We start from the raw sequence: 17,383 nt of genomic DNA, 5'->3' as shown, positions 1-17,383 counted from the left end.
CGTTCTGTATCTGTCCCCAGACGGATACACACAGCGAGTTATCCCCTGTTGCCGGGGTTGGGCACCTCTCGCGTCGCCGCACGGTCGGATGCTGGAAGCATGTTCGATCCAGAGGTTCTCGTCGCGCGACTCGGTGGCCTTGCGCGCGGTGTTCGCCTGCAGGAGTACGGCATCAGCCGCGGTCAGCTCAGCAAAGCCGTCCAGTCCGGACGCCTCGAACGACTACGACCGGGGGTGTTCGCCACCACGGGCCTCTGCGGCGCGGTGCGTGATGCCGCACGGCACGGTGGTGCCCTGACGTGCGCCCACGCGCTGCGCCAGCACGGCGTGTGGGTGATGACAGCCCAAGATGGTCCTCCGCACGTGTGGCTGGGTCGGCGAGGTCGCGCTCATGCGCATGTCGGATGCCGGTGCACGAGCCACTACTTTCGCGGGCGAACTGCTTTCGGCACCGTCGATGTGGAGACAGCGCTGGTGCACCTGTACCACTGCGAAGGGGCCGAGTCGTTCTTCGCCTCGTTCGAATCGGCGTGGCGGCGCGGCAAGCTGTCGCGTGCGGCGCGGGGGCGTATAGGCGAGGCATTGCCAGCTCGTGCGCGGTGGATGCTGGCGATCGCACGCCCCGATGCCGACAGCGGTCTGGAATCGCTACTGCGCCTCCGCCTGCACATCCTCGGCATCTCATTGGAGTGCCAGGTCGTGATCATCGGCGTCGGCAAGGTCGACTTCGTCATCGGAGGGCGACTGATCCTTGAGGCCGATGGCAGGGAGAATCACGAAGCGCCTGACAAGCGGCACAAGGATCTACAACGGGATGCTGCCGCATCCCGACTGGGATACGAGACGTTGCGCTTCGACTATGCGCAGATCATCCACGATTGGGCGTCCGTCCAGGCCGCCATACTGGGCGCGCTCCGGAGATTGCGGGATCACGCATGATCGCGGCTGTGGATAACTTCGGCGGGCGTCGTGCTGTTCGGGCTACCGTGTTCGGGTGACGATGATGACCTCGCCTGCGAAGACGACACTGCGCCTGCGACCTGCAGCAGCACTAACCTGCGCCGGGATCACGCTCGCGATGCTCGCAGGCTGCTCGCCCCAGCCCGAGCCGACACCGACCGAGACCCCGCTCTTTGCCAGCGAGGAAGAAGCCTTCGCGGCCGCGGAGGAGACGTATCGGGCGTATATGACGGCGTACAATGCCATCGACATCCAGGACCCCACCACTTTTGAAGCGACTCGAGAGTTCGTTGGCGGTGATTTCGCCACCGAGGAACGAAAGACGCTCAGTAGGTTCCACGCGGAGGGATACACACGCACAGGGTCGACTCACATCCTCGACTTCAGCGGTGAAACATATACAGAAGCGGAGGCGGTGGTTGCGCGCACGTGCAACGACGTGAGCGAGACTGATTTCGTGAGCACAGATGGCAACTCCATCGTGTCCAGCGAGCGTCAAGATGTCTATGCCCTTGATCTGACCTTCACAGTTCAAGCGAGCACCCTGCGACTCACGGACGCAGTTGCCGTCGAGGACCCAACGTGCGCGCCATAGCCGCTTCGGGCGCGGCGGTAGTAGTACTAGCGGCAGGTCTGTTGCTCCCGGCCACTGCGTACGGAGAGTCCAAGGGTCCGTGTTCCACTGCCGCGCTAGAAGCGGGACTCTGCAGTGTGCAGATGGGAGATGACGGCGTCGATGCATCCGCAAGCCGAACCCACGGAGGTGATAGCGGCCATCAGCCGGGGAGTAGCCCGGCTCCCGAGTACCCCGTCCACCAAATCGACTACGTCCCGCCGCGGCAGCCGACGCCGGAAGAGTGCAAGATCAACTGGGACTCGATGATCCGTTGCTGGGAGCACGTCGAGCGCGGTGAGGACGACCCCGAAGACAGCACCCCGTCGATCCCCGAAGTCACGATCACCGACCTGGCCTCCTTCTCCCCCGATCCCGGCACGCTCACCGGCGAACCCGACAACCTCGGGATCGCCGGCCTGCCCACCAACTTCACCACCGACACCGCCGAGCACACCCGTGACGGCGAACTGTTCGGCTTCCCCATCCGCGTCCGATTCACCCCCATCACCCACACCTTCCACTACGGCGACGGACAATCACAGGCATCCGACACCCCCGGCGCAAGCTGGGACGCCCTCGACCAAGCCCAGTTCACCCCCACCGACACCAGCCACACCTACGCCGAACGCGGCACCTACCAAGCCCGCGTCGACACGGCCTACAGCGCCGAAATTGACCTCGGCGTCGGCTGGTTCCCCCTCACCGGGCAACTCGACATCCCCGGCACCCCGCAAACGATCCGCATCTACGAAGCCCACACCGCGCTCGTCGCCCACACCTGCACCGAGAACCCCACCGCCCCCGGCTGCTGACACAGAAACAAATCGGGGGCCGACACTCCAGATGTCGGACCAAACCCGCGAAACGGTCCGACATCTGGCGTGTCAGCCCCCAGACTGTACCCCCCCGTCGCGCCCGGCTGCCAGCGCGGCAACCGGGCGCGGGGCGAGCTCGACCCCCTCAGCTGAGCTCGCTGCCCTCCAGCAGATCAGTGACCAGCGCCGCGATCGCCGAACGCTCCGAGCGCTGCAACGTCACGTGTGCGAACAGGTCATGGCCCTTCAACGTCTCGATCACACTCGCGACACCGTCGTGCCGGCCCACGCGCAGGTTGTCGCGCTGACCGACGTCGTGCGTCAACACGACCCGCGAGTTCTGTCCGATGCGGCTCAGCACCGTCAACAGCACGTTGCGTTCCAGCGACTGCGCCTCATCGACGATCACGAACGCGTCGTGCAACGAGCGTCCACGAATGTGCGTGAGCGGCAGCACCTCCAGCACCCCCCGCTCGATGACCTCGTCGAGCACGTTGCCCGACACGACCGAACCGAGGGTGTCGAAGACCGCCTGCCCCCATGGGTTCATCTTCTCGCCCTGATCGCCGGGCAGATATCCGAGCTCCTGCCCGCCGACGGCGAACAACGGACGGAAGACGATGATCTTCTTCTGCTGCTGGCGCTCCAACACCGATTCGAGACCGGCGCACAACGCCAGCGCCGACTTGCCCGTGCCGGCTCGTCCGCCGAGCGAGACGATACCCACCTCGGGATCGAGCAGCACATCGATCGCGATACGCTGCTCGGCCGAACGGCCATGCATCCCGAACACCTCGCGGTCGCCGCGCACCAGCCGGAACTCGCCGTCACCGACGACGCGCCCCAGTGCCGACCCGCGTTCGGAATGGATGATCAGGCCCGTGTTGACCGGTACACCGCGCACGTCCTCGCTGAGGCCCACCTCGGTCTCGTACAGGTCGCTCATGTCATCGCCCGACAGATCGAGAGTCGTGATGCCGTTCCAGCCCGAATCCACCGCCTGCTCGGCGAGGTACTCCTCGGCGGCCAACCCCAGCGACGCGGCCTTGACCCGCATCGGCAGATCCTTCGAGACGATCGTGACGCGCTGCCCGTCCTGCGCGAGCTGAGCGGCCGTCGCGAGGATGCGACTGTCGTTGTCGGTGAGTCGGATGCCCGCAGGCAGGAGCGACATGTCGGCATTGCCGAGTTCGACACGCAGCGTGCCGCCGTCACCGACCTCCACAGGAAAGTCAAGACGTCCGTGTTCGATGCGCAGGTCATCCAGGTGACGCAGGGCGCGGCGGGCGAAGTAGCCCAGCTCGGGGTCGTGGCGCTTGCCCTCAAGCTCGGTGATCACGACCACCGGCAACACGATCGAATGCTCCGCGAAGCGGAACAATGCCTGCGGGTCACTGAGGAGCACCGAGGTGTCGAGCACATAAGTGCGAAGATCCGTGTCGTCCTGCGACACGGATCGAGTCCCGTTGGTCCGGTTGGTGGCCGGCTGCTGCGCTGTACGTGTGGTCACGATCCACTCCTACTTCCCGGGAGCTGATCCCGGCTCTGCAGCGAGTCGACCAGGGGCCACGAGTCGCGAACCTGGTGGCCGACCCGATCGGGTACGGTACCCGATGCCTTGAAGGTACGCCCGCCGCGTCCGTGATCGCCACCGGCGCGGCGGGCGTGTCGCCTTAACGTTCAGGGAACGGGAAGTGATCGGATGCCCTCGACGAGGCATCCGAGAACCTGTGTGCCCGGGTCCTAGCGCCCGAAGCGCCGGTCGCGGTCTGCGAAATCGCGGATGGCCCGCAGGAAGTCGACCTTGCGCAAGTCCGGCCCCAACGCCTCTACGAAATAGAACTCGCTGTGCGCACTCTGCCACAGCAGGAAGTCGCTCAGACGCTGTTCACCGCTGGTACGGATCACGAGGTCGGGATCAGGCTGTCCCCCGGTGTAGAGGTGCTCGCCGATCATCTCGGGAGTGAGGTGCTCGGCCAGGTCGTCGAGCGTGCCACCGGACTCGTTGTGCGCCCCGATGATGCTGCGCACAGCATCGACGATCTCGTTGCGCCCGCCGTAGCCGACGGCGAGGTTGACGTGCAGGCCGGTGTGTCCGCTGGTGCGCTGCTGCGCGTCATCCAGAACACGTGCCAGCTCGGTGGGCAGCAGATCCGAGCGACCCACGTGCTGCACCCGCCAGTTGCCCTGCTGCGAGAGCGTGTCGGCGAGCTCGGCGATGATCTCGATCAGGTCGCTGATCTCCTGCGAGTCGCGCTTGGTCAGATTGTCGGCCGAGAGCAGGTACAGCGAGACGACACGGATGCCGAGCTCATCGCACCAGCCGAGGAACTCGCGCATCTTCGCGGCACCGGCACGGTGCCCGTCGGCCGCAGATTCGAAGCCCAACTGCCGCGCCCAGCGCCGATTGCCGTCGATCATCATCGCGACATGGTGCGGAACGGACGCCGGATCGATGCGCCGGCGAAGACGATTTCCGTAGAGCCGGTAGAGGGGTCCCTGCCCCGAGCTCTCGCGTGCACTCACGTGCCTACGCTACCCCCAACCGCGACCTGCTCCCTGTGATCGTCCAGGATATGTACGGCCCAGGGAATGCCGCCGACCGTAGAGTGAACCTGTGAGCACCCGAGCCGCGAACAACGTCGATGTCCCCCAGCTTCCTCTGATGGATGCCGCCGCGGTCGATGCCGTGGCCGAGATCAAACCGAGCTGGCGGGGCTGGATCCACGCCGCCACGTTCCCGATCGCGATCGCCGCCGGCGTCGTGCTGATCGTGCTCGCCGACGGCGCCCCTGCGAAGTGGGCTGCCGCCGTGTTCATGACGACCTCGCTGCTGCTGTTCGGCAACTCGGCTGTCTATCACCGCTTCAACTGGGGCCCCAAGACCAAGGTCGTGCTCAAGCGCATCGATCACGCGAACATCCTGCTGCTGATCGCGGGCACCTACACGCCGATCGCGACGCTGGCGTTGCCGCCCGAGAAGGGCGTACTTCTGCTGTGCCTGGTCTGGGGAGGTGCGATTCTCGGCATCCTGTTCCGCGTCTTCTGGATCCACGCGCCGCGCTGGCTGTACGTCGCGCTGTACCTCGCACTCGGATGGGCAGCCGTGATGTACATGGTCGATCTGGTCAACGCCAACGTGGCGATGATGGTGCTGGTGTGCGTGGGCGGCCTGCTCTACACGGCCGGCGCGATCGTGTACGCGTTGAAGAAGCCGAACCCGTGGCCGGGGCACTTCGGCTTCCACGAGATCTTCCACGTCTGCACGGTGCTGGCGTTCCTGTGCCACTGGACCGCGTGCCTGCTGATCTCGATCGCGCCGCACGCCCCGTCGCTGGGTCTTCCTGCGTAACCCGCTGTCACTCGCACGCGGCCGCGCGACTACGCTCGAGAGACACCCCGCAGCAAGGAGCATCCCATGGCCGACGTCGAGAGCTTCACCCTCGATCACACCGCAGTCATCGCCCCCTACGTGCGCCTAATCGGCGTCGAGCACGGCCCGAAGGGCGATGCCATCTCGAACTTCGACGTGCGGTTCGTCCAGCCCAACGAGGGCGAGATCCCCACGGCGGGGCTGCACACCATCGAGCACACGCTGGCGAGCGTGCTGCGGGACCACATCGACGGTGTCATCGACATCTCGCCGTTCGGCTGCCGCACCGGTTTCCACCTGATCATGTGGGGCGAACCGGCAGTCGCCGATGTCGTGACCGCGATCCGCGCCGGACTCGAGTTCATCGCGGGGCCCGCCGAGTGGAGTGATGTACCCGGTGTCTCGGCTGTGGAGTGCGGCAACTACCGCGACCACAGCCTGCACTCCGCAAAGGCATGGTCGCAGCGCATCCTCGATCAGGGGATCAGCCTCGACGCGTTCGCACGCGTCGGCGTCTGACCGGCGACGTCAGGCGCGCGCGTCGCCCTCGTCGTCGGATGCCTCCCGCTGGGCCGCCTCTTCAGCATCCAGCTCTTCGCGGATCTCTTCGCGGTAACGCACCCGGCGGATGCGGCGGTTCATGTCCCACACGAGCAGGATGACGGCGACGACGATCAGCACGATGATCGCGAAGCCTGCGAAACCGGGCGTCACCGAATCGGGATCGACTGTCATCGTGGGCGTCGGCATCGGGGTCTGCTCGCCGAACAGGATCATGAGTCCGCCTTTTCTCCGCAGGTCGAATACCCTGGGAGTACCAGCCTATCCGCCGCTCGAGACACAGGAGACCCGTGACCACCGCACGCGAACTCGATGAGCGATACGGCCGCACCGGTCGCCGACCGTTGCTCTGGATCATCGGCGGCATTCTCGCCGCCGCCGTGGTGGCGTACTTCGGATGGATCACCGTCTCGAGTCAGATGAATGCCGTGGATGCTGATGACCTCGGCTTCTCGGTGGTCGATGAGCACCGCGTCGATCTCACATTCCAGTACACGGCGCCCCGCGGCGCGGACGTCGCCTGCGCGGTCGAGGCGCTCGATGTCGAGTTCGGCGTCGTCGGTTGGAAGATCGTCGAGTTCTCGGCCTCGGATGAGCACACCAGCGCGGTCAACGTCAGCATCCCGACCGTCGCCGAGGCCACCACGGGTTTGGTGAAGTCCTGCTGGGTCGCTTAGAATCAACCCCAAGATGACCGACGCCCCGGCCCGTGCCGGGGCGTCTTGGCATATTCCCGGGAGTCGGTTGACGTCCCGGAGTCCTCAAGCCCCTGAAGGGGCCCGCACGAAGGAGCACGCTGTGTCCACAGACGCTCAGGTACCGTTCCTCACGCAGGAGGCATACGACCGCCTCGTCGAAGAACTCGAACACCTCTCGACCGTCGGCCGCGACGAGATCGCGGCGCGCATCGAAGCCGCCCGCGAAGAAGGCGACCTCAAGGAGAACGGCGGATACCACGCCGCCAAGGATGAGCAGGGCAAGCAGGAGGCGCGCATCCGCACCCTGCAGCAGCTGCTGAAGACCGCCAAGGTCGGCGAGGCGCCTACCAGTCGTGGCATCGTCGAGCCGGGCACCGTCGTGACCGCGCTCATCGCCGGAGACGAAGAGGTCTTCCTGCTGGGCAGCCGTGAGATCGAGGCGAGTGGCGACCTCGACGTCTACAGCGAGGCCAGCCCGCTCGGTCAGGCCATCATGGGCCTCAAGATCGGCGCGAAGTCGAGCTATGAGGCGCCCAACGGCCGGGCGATCGCCGTCGAGATCATCGGCGTCGAGACCTACACCGGCTGACCCGCCGCAGGACAGCGACACGGCGGGATGCGCATCCCTAGGATGCGCATCCCGCCGTGTTTCGTGCTTGCGGTCGGCGAGCCGATCAGTCCGGCATCACCGAGGGTTCGAACCCCGCGGCGCGCAGCGCGTCGAACGCGAGCTGCGTGTGCTCCGGTCCGCGGGTCTCAATGGACAACTGCAGGATCATGTCGCTGATCTGCAGGCCGTGCCCGTGCCGCGTGTGCAGCACTTCCATGACGTTCGCCCCCACCTGGGAGAGGATCTCTGAGACCTTGGCGAGCTGACCGGGGCGGTCGGGCAGCGGGATGCGCACGGTGGCGTAGCGGCCCGAGGCCGCGAGACCGTGCGCGACGACGCGCTGCAACAGCATCGGATCGATGTTGCCGCCGGAGAGGATCGGCACCGTCGTGCCGGTGGCTTTCACCTTGCCCGCGAGGATCGCGGCCACGCCGACCGCGCCTGCCGGCTCGACGACGACCTTGGCGTGTTCGAGCAGCACCAGCAGCGCTCGGGCGATGTCGTCCTCCGACACCGTGACGACCTCGTCGACGAGCTCGTTGATGATCTCGAAGGGCACCGCCCCCGGCTGGGCGACCAGGATGCCGTCCGCGATCGTCGGCTGTGTCTGGATCTCGACCGGGTGCCCGGCCGCGAGCGACAACGGCATCGCCGCGGCATTCTCTGCCTGCACGCCGACGATGCGCACCGGGCGTCCGGCCTCGGCCGCAGCCTGTTTGATGGCCGCGGAGACTCCGGCGATCAGACCGCCTCCGCCGATCCCCATCACGACGGTGTCGACGTCAGGCACGTCTTCGAACACTTCGAGTCCGAGTGTGCCCTGCCCGATCACCACGTCGCGGTGGTCGAAGGGATGGATCAGAACCGCGCCGGTGCGCTCGGCGAACTCGGCCGCCAGCCGCAGCGAGGTCGCCACGGTCTCGCCTTCGAGCACGACCTCAGCACCGTAGCCACGGGTGGCCAACAGCTTCGGGACGGGCACACCGAGCGGCATGAAGATCGTCGCCGGGATACCGAGCGACTGTGCGGCGAGCGCGACGCCCTGGGCGTGGTTTCCTGCCGACGCCGCGACCACGCCGCGCAGGCGCTCCTCAGGCGTCAGCTGCGCCAGGCGGTAGGTCGCCCCACGGATCTTGAACGATCCGGTGCGCTGCAGGTTCTCCATCTTCAGCAGCACCGGCGCGCCGAGCGAATCGCTGAGCATGCGGGAGAGCTCGATGGGAGTGTGCGAGATCACCCCATCCAGGCTGTCTGCTGCGGCTCTGAACTCGGCCAGGCTCGGGGCGGCGGTCATCGGTTCCTCCTCGGCCGCTCACGCGGCACAGTGCTCCAGATCAGGTCAGCTTGGGGTTCTTCACCGGTGCGCCAGGCACCAGTGCTGATGGTCACGGCGGCGACGTTGACGAACGCGGCCAGCGGCACGGCGAACAACGCGCCGGGGATGCCGGCGATCATCGCACCGCCCGTGACGACGAGAACGACAGCCAGCGGGTGAACCTTCACGGCGGCGCCCATCATGATCGGCTGCAGCACGTGCCCCTCGACCTGCTGCACCAGCAGCACGACACCGAGCATCGCGAGCGCGATCCACCAGCCGTTGTAGACCAGAGCGAGGAACACCGCGAAGGTACCGGTCAGAACCGCTCCGACGATCGGGACGAACGCACCGAGGAACACCAGCACCGCGACGGGGATGGCCAGCGGCACGCCCAGCAGCGCCGCCCCCACGCCGATACCGACCGCGTCGATCGCCGCGACGGCGAGCTGAGTGCGGGCGTAGTTGACGACGGTCGCCCAGCCGTTGGTCGCCGCGGCGTCGACGGCCGGCCGCGCGCGGCGCGGGAAGACCTTCAGCGTCCAGCGCCAGATCCCTCCGCCGTCGGCGAGCAGGCAGATGAGGATGAAGAGCGCGAGCAGTGTTCCAGTGACGATGTGCGCCGCCGTGCCCGTGACCGCGCCGGCCGCATTCCACAGCAGCGAAGCCTGCTCGGTGAGCAAGTTGAGTCCCTGCTGGATGTACCCGTCGATCTGCTCGGCCGAGAGGTGCAGGGGACCATCGACGAGGAACAGGCGGAACTGGTCCAGTGCTTCCTGTGTCTTGGCCTGCACGTCTGGCAGCTGCAGGCGCACCTGCCAGATGACCAGCCAGAAGAGCCCGACGACGATGCCGAGCGTGCCCGCGATGGTGATCGTGATCGCGAGCCACCGGGGAAAGCGAGCGCGCACCATCAGCTGGAAGCCGGGCCACACCAGGGCGGTGATGAGAATGCCGATCATCAGGGGGATCACCAGCAGCTTGAGCAGCATGACCAGCCAGATGAACAGTGCGACGGCCCCGGCGATGACCAGCAGACGCCACGAGTAGGCGGCCGTCACACGCAGCGGCCACGGCACGGCCTCATCGGACTCGATCTGCACGGTTCGATGAGTGGACGGCGGCTCATGACGGAACGGATTGCGGAACCTCGGCCTGGGGTTGTCGCTCATTGTGCAATTCTACGTACGCGCGCCTGAGCGTTCCGGAACCATGTCGGCGGTGCCCGCTAGCCTGGCCGCATGACCCCCACCGGCACGCCGCCGCGCCGCGGCGCGGACACGCTGACAGCATCCGAAGCCCGGCGCATCACGCTCGCGGCGCAGGGATTCTCACGTCGGATGCCCGCGGCCGTCGCCCCCAGGCACTTCCACCGCACGATGGATCGGCTGGGCGTGCTGCAGATCGACTCGGTGAATGTGTTCGCGCGCTCGCATTACATGCCGATGTTCTCGCGGCTGGGTGCGTATCCGACGTCAATGCTGGATCGCACGTTCCTGTCGCGCACCACCCACTACGTCGAGTACCTCGCGCACGAGGCGACGTTCATGCCCGTCGACGACTGGCCGTTGTGGGGATTCCGCATGCGCGGCTGGCAGCAACGGATCTCCTCCCCCGACGAGTGGGGTCACGTGCATACCCGTACCCTCGACTGGGTGCGCGCGGAGTTGCGCGATCGCGGACCGTTGCGTCCCGCCGATCTGCGCGACGACGCACCCCGGGAACGCGGCAGTTGGTGGGACTGGGACGACGCGAAGCTCGCTCTGGAGCATCTGTGGCGGTGCGGCGAGGTCGCGATCGCCGGACGCATCGGGTTCGAACGCCGTTACGGCCTGGCCGAGCAGGTCATCCCGGCCGAGTTGCGCAACACGAACATCGAGCGGGCCGATGCGGTGCGCGAACTGGTGCGCCGCGCTGCGCGCTCGTACGGCGTCGCGACGGTGGCCGATCTCAACGACTACTACCGGCTGCGGGATCAGGCCGGAGTGCGCGCCGCGGTCGACGAGCTCGTCGATTCCGGTGAGCTCGAGCCGGTGTCGGTGCGCGGCTGGGAGCGCGGCGGTCGACCTCTGCCCGCGTGGCGACACCGCGACGCCGTGCTCGCTCGGCGCATCGACCGAGCCGCGCTGCTGACGCCGTTCGATCCGGTGATCTGGTTCCGGGATCGTGCGCTGCGCGTCTTCGATCTCGACTATCGCATCGAGATCTACGTGCCCGCGGCGAAGCGCCGCTACGGCTACTACTCGCTACCTGTTCTGGTCGGTGACCGGATTGTCGCCCGCGTGGATCTGAAGGCCGACCGTGCGGCGTCGGTGTTGCGTGTGCAGTCGGCTTGGTGGGAACCGCACGCCGTCGCCGAGCGCGACGCTCCCCGTGTGGCGGAAGAGTTGGTGCGCGCGGCGCGTTGGCAGGGATTGGAACGTCTGAGCGTCTCGGGCTGGGGCGATGCCTCGGATGCTATCGCGCACGCCCTGCACGGCCAGGAGACGCCGGTTGATCGGCACGAGCACCCGCGTGAAGTGGTCAGCGCGATCTGAAGCTTCTGCTGCCAGAAGAAGAGTGCTGAGTTCGCGGCTCAGAACTGGACGCGCGGCGGTTCGGAGACCGCACCGTCGTCGGCGACCTCGAAGAACTCGCGCTCGTTGAAGCCGATCCCCCGGGCGAACATGTTGTTCGGGAAGACCTTGATCTTCGTATTCAGCTCGCGCACGCCACCGTTGTAGTAGCGACGGGCCGCCTGGATCTTGTCCTCGGTATCGACGAGCGAGTGCTGCAACTGCAGGTAGTTCTGGCTCGCCTGAAGTTGCGGATATGCCTCGGCGACGGCGAACAGGCTGCGCAGCGCCTGCTGCAGGTGACCTTCGGCGACGCCGGCCTCAGCCGGGCCGCTGGCAGAAAGGGTTTCGGCGCGTGCGCGCGTCACTCCTTCGAAGACGGCCTTTTCATGCGCCGCATAACCGCGCACCGTCTCGATGAGGTTGGGGATCAGGTCGGCGCGCCGCTTGAGCTGCACGGTGATGCCGCTCCAGGCCTCGTCGACGCGGACGTTGAGCTGCACCAGCGAGTTGTACGTCGACCAGAGATAGATACCGACGAGCACCAGCACGCCGACGACGATCAGTACCGGCCACAGCCATTCCATGCGGTCCCCCTCTTGGATCGAGATCCATCCTATGCGCCCGTCACTGCACGTCCGCTGGGCGGCACGGTACGTCACGCGCCGAGAATGCGTTCCAGATGCCGGTTGCCGAAGAGTCGCTCGGGATCCAGGCGGTCGCGCAACGCCACGAAGTCGTCGAACCGCGGGTAGCGCTCGCGCAGCTGCTCAGCGCCGAGCGTGTGCAGCTTTCCCCAGTGCGGGCGCCCGCCGTGCTGCAGCATGATCTGTTCGACGGCCTCGAAGTACTCGCGCGGATCGGCACGCCAGTACCGGTGCGCGGCGACATAAGCGCTGGCCCGCCCGCTCGCGGTCGACATCCACAGGTCGTCGGCCGCCGCGAACCTTACCTCGATCGGGAACTCGATGCGCCACCCTCGGTCGTCGATCAGTTGCTGAAGCTCACGGAACGCGGGCACCAGCTGGTCGATGGGGAGGGCGTACTCCATCTCTCGGAAGCGCACGGTGCGACGTTGTGTGAGCACGGTGTGGGAACGGTCGGTGTACTCGCGGTCACCGGTCAGCTGCACGGCAAGCCGGTTGAACCGAGGGGTGATGGCCGGCACCGCCTGCGCCGCGGCGCACACGACGCGGTACACGCCGTTGGACAGCAGCGTCTCATCCACCCACTTGCCGAGGCGCGGGAGCGGCTGTCGTCGTGCCGATTCCGGCAGACGGGTCTGCGTCTTGGTCAGCGCCACCTCGGTGTGCGGGAACCAGTAGAACTCGAAATGATCGTGCGCGACGGCGCGCTCATGCACCGAGGCGAGCACGTCGTCGAGCGGGGCGGGCTCGTCGATCGCTTGCAGGATGAACGCGGGAACGCACTGCAGCGTGACCTCGACGATGATGCCCAGCGCACCGAGACCAAGTGCTGCCGCCGGCAGCAGCTCGGGGTTGTGCGTCTCGTCAATGCGCAGAAACTCCCCCTCCGCCGTGATGAGGGTCAGTCCGCGCACCTGAGTGGCGATCCCGCCGAAGTCTGTGCCGGTGCCGTGCGTTCCCGTCGAGATCGCCCCACTGATCGACTGTCGGTCGATGTCGCCGAGGTTCTCCATCGCGAGACCGTAATGGCGCAGCAGACCCGGGATGCGATGCAGGCGTGTGCCGCCGAGCAGTGTGACCCGTCCGCTGGCGGCATCCGCCGAAACGAGGCCCTGCAGGTCGTCGAGCTCCAGTAGCACGCCGGGGGCGACAGCGATACCGGTGAAGCTGTGACTCGCGCCCACGGCTTTCACCGTCAGGCCTTGCGAGACGGCGGCCTTGACCGCACGTTGCACGCCCTCGGGGGATCGCGGCCGTTCCACGCGCACCGGGCGCACAGTGGCTGAGCGGCCCCAGTTCTGCCAGACTCCCCCGGGTCGCGTCATAGGAAGGCCTTCCCCTCTCCTCGGTACGTCGGGACCTCTCCGATGACGGCCCCGTCGGCGATCACATGGTACGTGTTGATGCGTTCAGCGGGTTCACCGCTCTTCGCGTGCCGGAACCATACCCGGTCGCCGATCCGCAGATCGCCCGCGGCTGTGCCCTGCAACGGCGTCTGCACTTCACCGGCTGCTTCTCTCGGGAGCGTGCGCAGACGCGGAGGCCACACCGGCGCGGGCTGCCGAGAGGCGGCGGCGGGGCCAGAGGCGATCCATCCGCCGCCGAGTACCGTGGCGATCTCGCGCTCTGGCTTTCGCACGACGTCGAACGCGAATGCTGTCGCGGGCGCTGGCGAAAACGACCGATAGCCGTCGAACAGGTGCCCGGCGAGCAGGCCGCTACCGGCCGTCGCCTCGGTCAGGGACTGGTCGCTGCCGGTGAACTCGAGCGAACCGGTTCCCCCGCCGTTGAGGAACTCCAACGGCGCGATACCAAGCAGGACATCCGCGATCTCAGCACGGCGCTGGCGCAGTTCTTCGCGTGAACGCGCCTGCACCATCCGGATCAGCGGAGCATCGGCACCCGCAGCATCACCCTGTCCGGCGATCTGGGCCTCATACATCTGCAACCCGACGAGCCGGAACCCCGGGCGGCGGACGACCTGACGCGCGAACCCGGCGACGTCGGCAGCCGTGTGCAACGGAGACCTACGTACCCCGACGTGCCCGATGGTCGCAGAACGCAAGGACGCATCCACATCGATCGCAACGCGCACCTCGGGACGGCTACCCGGAGCGGCGATGGCATCGATCAGATCGAGATGAGCGATGTCGTCGATCATCAGTGTGATGCGTGAGGCGAGCTTCTCATCCGCGACGAGCGTCGCCAGCCCCGCGCGGTCGACCGTGGGGTACCCGAGCACGATGTCGTCGTGTTCCTGGGCGAGCCACAGCGCCTCGTCCAACGTGAAGGACAGGATGCCGCGATAGCCCGGGATGGCGAGTACGGCATCGAGCACGGCCCGCACGCGCACCGACTTCGTCGCGACGCGGATCGGCAACCCCCCGGCACGGACCAGAAGATCGAGCGCGTTGTACCGCAGCGCATCCTGTTCGATGATCGCGACCGGCGCTGGCAGGTGCGCCGTCGCATCACTCAGCGAGCGCCAATAACGCTCTGGCGACCGCCACGCGGCCGTCTGCGGACGTGCGTCAGCGCGGGCGTCGGCGTTCGGACTCCGTTCAGCGGTGAGGTCGAGCACCCCTCCACCATACGGGGCGATCGCGTCGTCAGAGTGCGAGACCGAGGGCCAGGGCGATGACGCCGAGCAGCGGAATCACGCCCTGCTTCAACGCTGCTCCCGCTTTGTCGGGGCTCGACAGCAGCAGCACAAGGCTCGCGGCGACCATCGAGCCGGTGCCCGTGAACACCAGCGTCGCGCCGACCGTGTGCGCGCCCGCGGCGAAGAACACGGTTCCGAGCATGGTGATGACTGCGAGGAAGAGGTTGTAGAAGCCCTGATTGAACGCGAGCTCCTTCTGCGTCTTGGCCTGCTCGAAGGTGCCGGTGCCGAAGATCTTTCGCGCACGCGGGCTGGTCCACGCGATGGACTCCAGATAGAAGATGAAGACATGCACCAGCGCGGCAGCGGATGCCAAAACGAGCCCTGCAACGATCATGATCGGAGTTCCTTTCCTGTGCCTCCGTGCGGGGCGACCACGTCGGCGCGGCCCCGTACCTGCTTCAACAGACGTTGCAGCGTGCCCAGCGTGCGAGCAGTACACGGCAGCGCGAGCGCTGCTTCGACCACAGCCGTCATGTTGCCGGCAGTGTTCTTCGGCTTCCATATGAGACCACTCACCGCGTCGGCATCGACGCGCAGCAGCTGGACGAGTCCGTCTCGCCCTCCGGCACGCAGCGCGTCGGCGCCGGGGACGACACGATCGTAGAAGACGATCATCTCCCGGTAATGATCGTTGCCGGCTTCGACAGGCGGGAAGTCAGCGATGATCTGCTCGACACGGTCGAGGCTGCGGACCATCACCGCGTCGTCATAGGTCCCGCTCAACAGCTGCCTGACGTGCTGCGCCGTCGCGGCAGGATCTTCTGCGTCGAAGATCACTGTGCCGTTGGATTGAAACGATCTGGCCTGAGCTGCTCCCGCATCGGCGAAGGCGCTAAGAAGCGTGGCCCGGCCGGGGCTTCCCGCGTGCCCCAGGTTCATGTTGCGAAAGAACGCGACAGACTCCATCTGCACACGATAGCGGCAGCCCGCAGAGTTGCGTCACTCCGTGCCCCCACTGGGATTCGAACCCAGACTGAAGCGATTTTAAGTCGCCTGCCTCTGCCGTTGGGCTATAGGGGCGCAGGTCTCAGCCTACCCAGGCCCGAGACACGCAAAGGGCCCGCGCGACATCTCGCGCGGGCCCTGCAGGCGTTCGATCAGAGGGTCAGGCTCCCGCCGCGACCTTCTGCTTCTCAGCCGACGTCTTCTCAGCGTCCTTTGCGGGTGCGTCCTTCACGGCAGCGTCCTTGACCGGTGCCGCAGCGGCCGCCGGGCGCGGGCGTGCCGCGAACTCCTCGAACACCGCGCGCGGCTGCTGCACGGCTTCGAGGTTGACGATGTCGCGGCCGAGCCACAGGTTGTTCCACCAGCCCCACAGCACGCGCCACTTGCGCTCCCACGACGGCATCGCCAGTCCGTGGTATCCGCGGTGCGCGAGCCAGGCGACGAAGCCCTTCAGAGCGATCTTGCCCGACTGGAAGACACCGTTGTACAGGCCGAGACCGGCCACGGCGCCGAGGTTCTTGTGGAAGTACTCGCGGGTGCCTTCGCCGCGCAACACGGCCACCAGGTTCTTCGCGAGCACCTTCGCCTGACGCACGGCGTGCTGGGCGTTCGGCACGCAGTAGCCGCCGACCCCGCCACCCGAGAGGTCCGGCACAGCCGAAACGTCACCGGCGGCCCAGGCACCCTCGACGGGCTCCTCGGCGGTTCCGACGCGCAGGTCTGCACGGGTCTGGATACGGCCGCGCTCTTCGACGGGCAGGTCGCCGCCACGAACGACAGTGGGGTTGGCCATCACGCCGGCCGTCCAGACGATCAGGTCGGTCGGGATGACCTGGCCGGTCGAGAGCTCGACGTTGCCATCGACAGCACCGGTGACCTGAGTGTCGAGGTGAACGTTCGCGCCGCGCTTGGCGAGGTCCTTCAGCACCCACTCGCTGGTCTTCAGCGAGACCTCGGGCATGATCCGGCCCATCGCCTCGATGAGGTGGAAGTGGGTGTCCTCGAACGACAGCTGCGGGTACTTCGCGATCAGCGACGAGGCGAGCGAGCGCAGCTCGGCGAATGCCTCGATACCCGCGAAGCCACCACCAACGACGACAACGGTCAGCAGACGGTCGCGCTCGGGACCGGCCGGCACCGAGGCCGCCTTGTCGAAGTTCGACAGCAGGCGGTCGCGAACGGCGACGGCCTCTTCGATGGTCTTGAGCCCGATGGCGTTGTCGGCGATGCCCGGGATCGGGAACGTACGCGAGACGGCACCGGCGGTGACGACGATCTGGTCGTACGCGAACTCGTACGGCTCGCCGACCAGCGGCGTGATCGTGGCGACCTTGTTCGCGTGGTCGATGCCGGTGACCTTCGCGGTGATCACGTTGGTGCGCTTGAGGTGGCGACGGTGCGCGACGACAGCGTGGCGCGCCTCAATCGAACCGGCGGCGACCTCGGGCAGGAACGGCTGGTACGTCATGTACGGCAGCGGGTCGACCATCGTCACATCAGCTTCACCCTTGCGAAGGTGCTTCTCAAGCTTCCATGCGGTGTAGAAACCTGCGTAGCCTCCACCGACAATCAGAATGCGGGGTGCAGTGCTGTTCTGAGGCACAGGGGGACAACTCCTCGTCG

The 17,383-nt window shown here is 66.8% G+C and carries 19 protein-coding genes and 1 tRNA gene; 8 read left to right on the top strand and 12 right to left on the bottom strand.

Annotation, left to right across the window (positions count from 1 at the left end; all coding sequences use genetic code 11):
• The first annotated feature begins 99 nt into the window (after nt 1-99).
• The 3 genes from ACLD0U_RS03100 to ACLD0U_RS03090 all read left to right on the top strand — a co-directional run bounded on the left by ACLD0U_RS03100 (nt 100) and on the right by ACLD0U_RS03090 (nt 2,388).
• Entirely contained in the window at nt 100-939 is an 840-nt protein-coding gene (locus ACLD0U_RS03100; RefSeq protein ID WP_410339798.1) for a DUF559 domain-containing protein, read from the top strand.
• Nucleotides 940-994: 55 nt separating this feature from the next.
• Nucleotides 995-1,555 carry a hypothetical protein gene (locus tag ACLD0U_RS03095; RefSeq protein ID WP_410339797.1) on the top strand — a complete coding sequence of 187 codons (561 nt, stop codon included), beginning with the start codon at nt 995-997 and terminating at the stop codon, nt 1,553-1,555.
• A gap of 284 nt (nt 1,556-1,839) precedes the next feature.
• Nucleotides 1,840-2,388 carry a hypothetical protein gene (locus ACLD0U_RS03090; RefSeq protein WP_410339796.1) on the top strand — a complete coding sequence of 183 codons (549 nt, stop codon included), beginning with the start codon at nt 1,840-1,842 and terminating at the stop codon, nt 2,386-2,388.
• Nucleotides 2,389-2,536: 148 nt separating this feature from the next.
• Here ACLD0U_RS03090 and ACLD0U_RS03085 read toward each other — a convergent pair whose 3' ends face one another.
• Nucleotides 2,537-3,844, bottom strand: a complete 1,308-nt coding sequence (locus ACLD0U_RS03085; protein ID WP_410340263.1) for a PhoH family protein — start codon at nt 3,842-3,844, stop codon at nt 2,537-2,539.
• Between the two features lie 290 nt (nt 3,845-4,134).
• Nucleotides 4,135-4,917, bottom strand: coding sequence for an isoprenyl transferase (locus ACLD0U_RS03080; RefSeq protein WP_179411415.1), 783 nt, complete (start codon nt 4,915-4,917; stop codon nt 4,135-4,137).
• Nucleotides 4,918-5,056: 139 nt separating this feature from the next.
• On the opposite strand from ACLD0U_RS03080, the gene trhA reads away from it, so the two are divergent.
• On the top strand, nt 5,057-5,743 hold the full coding sequence (gene trhA / locus ACLD0U_RS03075; protein ID WP_179411926.1) for a PAQR family membrane homeostasis protein TrhA: 687 nt from the start codon (nt 5,057-5,059) through the stop codon (nt 5,741-5,743).
• 66 nt (nt 5,744-5,809) lie between these two features.
• Nucleotides 5,810-6,283: an S-ribosylhomocysteine lyase gene (locus tag ACLD0U_RS03070; RefSeq protein WP_179411416.1), complete on the top strand. Its 474-nt coding sequence runs from the start codon at nt 5,810-5,812 to the stop codon at nt 6,281-6,283.
• A 9-nt stretch (nt 6,284-6,292) separates the two neighbouring features.
• Here the strand turns inward: ACLD0U_RS03070 and ACLD0U_RS03065 are convergent, their stop codons facing one another.
• Nucleotides 6,293-6,541, bottom strand: coding sequence for a hypothetical protein (locus tag ACLD0U_RS03065; RefSeq protein ID WP_179411417.1), 249 nt, complete (start codon nt 6,539-6,541; stop codon nt 6,293-6,295).
• A gap of 74 nt (nt 6,542-6,615) precedes the next feature.
• Between ACLD0U_RS03065 and ACLD0U_RS03060 the strand changes: the two genes are divergently transcribed.
• Nucleotides 6,616-7,002, top strand: a complete 387-nt coding sequence (locus ACLD0U_RS03060) for a DUF4307 domain-containing protein (RefSeq protein ID WP_179411418.1) — start codon at nt 6,616-6,618, stop codon at nt 7,000-7,002.
• A gap of 121 nt (nt 7,003-7,123) precedes the next feature.
• Nucleotides 7,124-7,612: a transcription elongation factor GreA gene (gene greA, locus ACLD0U_RS03055; RefSeq protein ID WP_179411419.1), complete on the top strand. Its 489-nt coding sequence runs from the start codon at nt 7,124-7,126 to the stop codon at nt 7,610-7,612.
• Between the two features lie 85 nt (nt 7,613-7,697).
• Here greA and ilvA read toward each other — a convergent pair whose 3' ends face one another.
• Together ilvA and ACLD0U_RS03045 are read right to left on the bottom strand one after the other, a co-directional pair.
• Nucleotides 7,698-8,927 carry a threonine ammonia-lyase gene (gene ilvA, locus ACLD0U_RS03050; RefSeq protein ID WP_410339795.1) on the bottom strand — a complete coding sequence of 410 codons (1,230 nt, stop codon included), beginning with the start codon at nt 8,925-8,927 and terminating at the stop codon, nt 7,698-7,700.
• Entirely contained in the window at nt 8,924-10,120 is a 1,197-nt protein-coding gene (locus ACLD0U_RS03045; protein WP_410339794.1) for an AI-2E family transporter, read from the bottom strand. Before ACLD0U_RS03045 ends, ilvA begins: the two co-directional genes overlap by 4 nt.
• Nucleotides 10,121-10,189: 69 nt before the next feature.
• On the opposite strand from ACLD0U_RS03045, the gene ACLD0U_RS03040 reads away from it, so the two are divergent.
• A complete protein-coding gene (locus ACLD0U_RS03040) occupies nt 10,190-11,485 on the top strand; it encodes a winged helix-turn-helix domain-containing protein (protein ID WP_410339793.1) in 1,296 nt (431 codons plus the stop codon).
• Nucleotides 11,486-11,523: 38 nt separating this feature from the next.
• On the opposite strand, the gene ACLD0U_RS03035 is transcribed toward ACLD0U_RS03040, so the two are convergent.
• From ACLD0U_RS03035 to ACLD0U_RS03005, 7 genes are all read right to left on the bottom strand, one after another.
• Nucleotides 11,524-12,090, bottom strand: a complete 567-nt coding sequence (locus ACLD0U_RS03035; protein ID WP_179411423.1) for a LemA family protein — start codon at nt 12,088-12,090, stop codon at nt 11,524-11,526.
• Nucleotides 12,091-12,161: 71 nt separating this feature from the next.
• Nucleotides 12,162-13,475, bottom strand: a complete 1,314-nt coding sequence (locus tag ACLD0U_RS03030; protein WP_410339792.1) for a D-arabinono-1,4-lactone oxidase — start codon at nt 13,473-13,475, stop codon at nt 12,162-12,164.
• A complete protein-coding gene (locus tag ACLD0U_RS03025) occupies nt 13,472-14,731 on the bottom strand; it encodes an alanine racemase (RefSeq protein WP_224817484.1) in 1,260 nt (419 codons plus the stop codon). The genes ACLD0U_RS03030 and ACLD0U_RS03025 overlap by 4 nt, the downstream gene beginning before the upstream one ends.
• A gap of 28 nt (nt 14,732-14,759) precedes the next feature.
• Nucleotides 14,760-15,149: a DUF1304 domain-containing protein gene (locus tag ACLD0U_RS03020; protein ID WP_410339791.1), complete on the bottom strand. Its 390-nt coding sequence runs from the start codon at nt 15,147-15,149 to the stop codon at nt 14,760-14,762.
• Complete coding sequence (locus ACLD0U_RS03015) at nt 15,146-15,721, bottom strand: DUF1697 domain-containing protein (protein WP_410339790.1); 576 nt, start codon at nt 15,719-15,721, stop codon at nt 15,146-15,148. Before ACLD0U_RS03015 ends, ACLD0U_RS03020 begins: the two co-directional genes overlap by 4 nt.
• Nucleotides 15,722-15,762: 41 nt before the next feature.
• A tRNA-Leu gene (locus tag ACLD0U_RS03010) sits at nt 15,763-15,835 on the bottom strand.
• A gap of 85 nt (nt 15,836-15,920) precedes the next feature.
• The gene (locus tag ACLD0U_RS03005; protein WP_410339789.1) at nt 15,921-17,363 is read right to left on the bottom strand and encodes an NAD(P)/FAD-dependent oxidoreductase; all 1,443 of its coding nucleotides are present in this window, start codon (nt 17,361-17,363) and stop codon (nt 15,921-15,923) included.
• Nucleotides 17,364-17,383 lie beyond the last annotated feature (20 nt).

Source organism: Microbacterium sp. 2216-1 (assembly GCF_046507855.1).
Classification (GTDB): domain Bacteria; phylum Actinomycetota; class Actinomycetes; order Actinomycetales; family Microbacteriaceae; genus Microbacterium; species Microbacterium esteraromaticum_C.
Note: the sequence above shows the minus strand (reverse complement) of the source record. Positions and strands in the feature narration are given on the sequence as shown.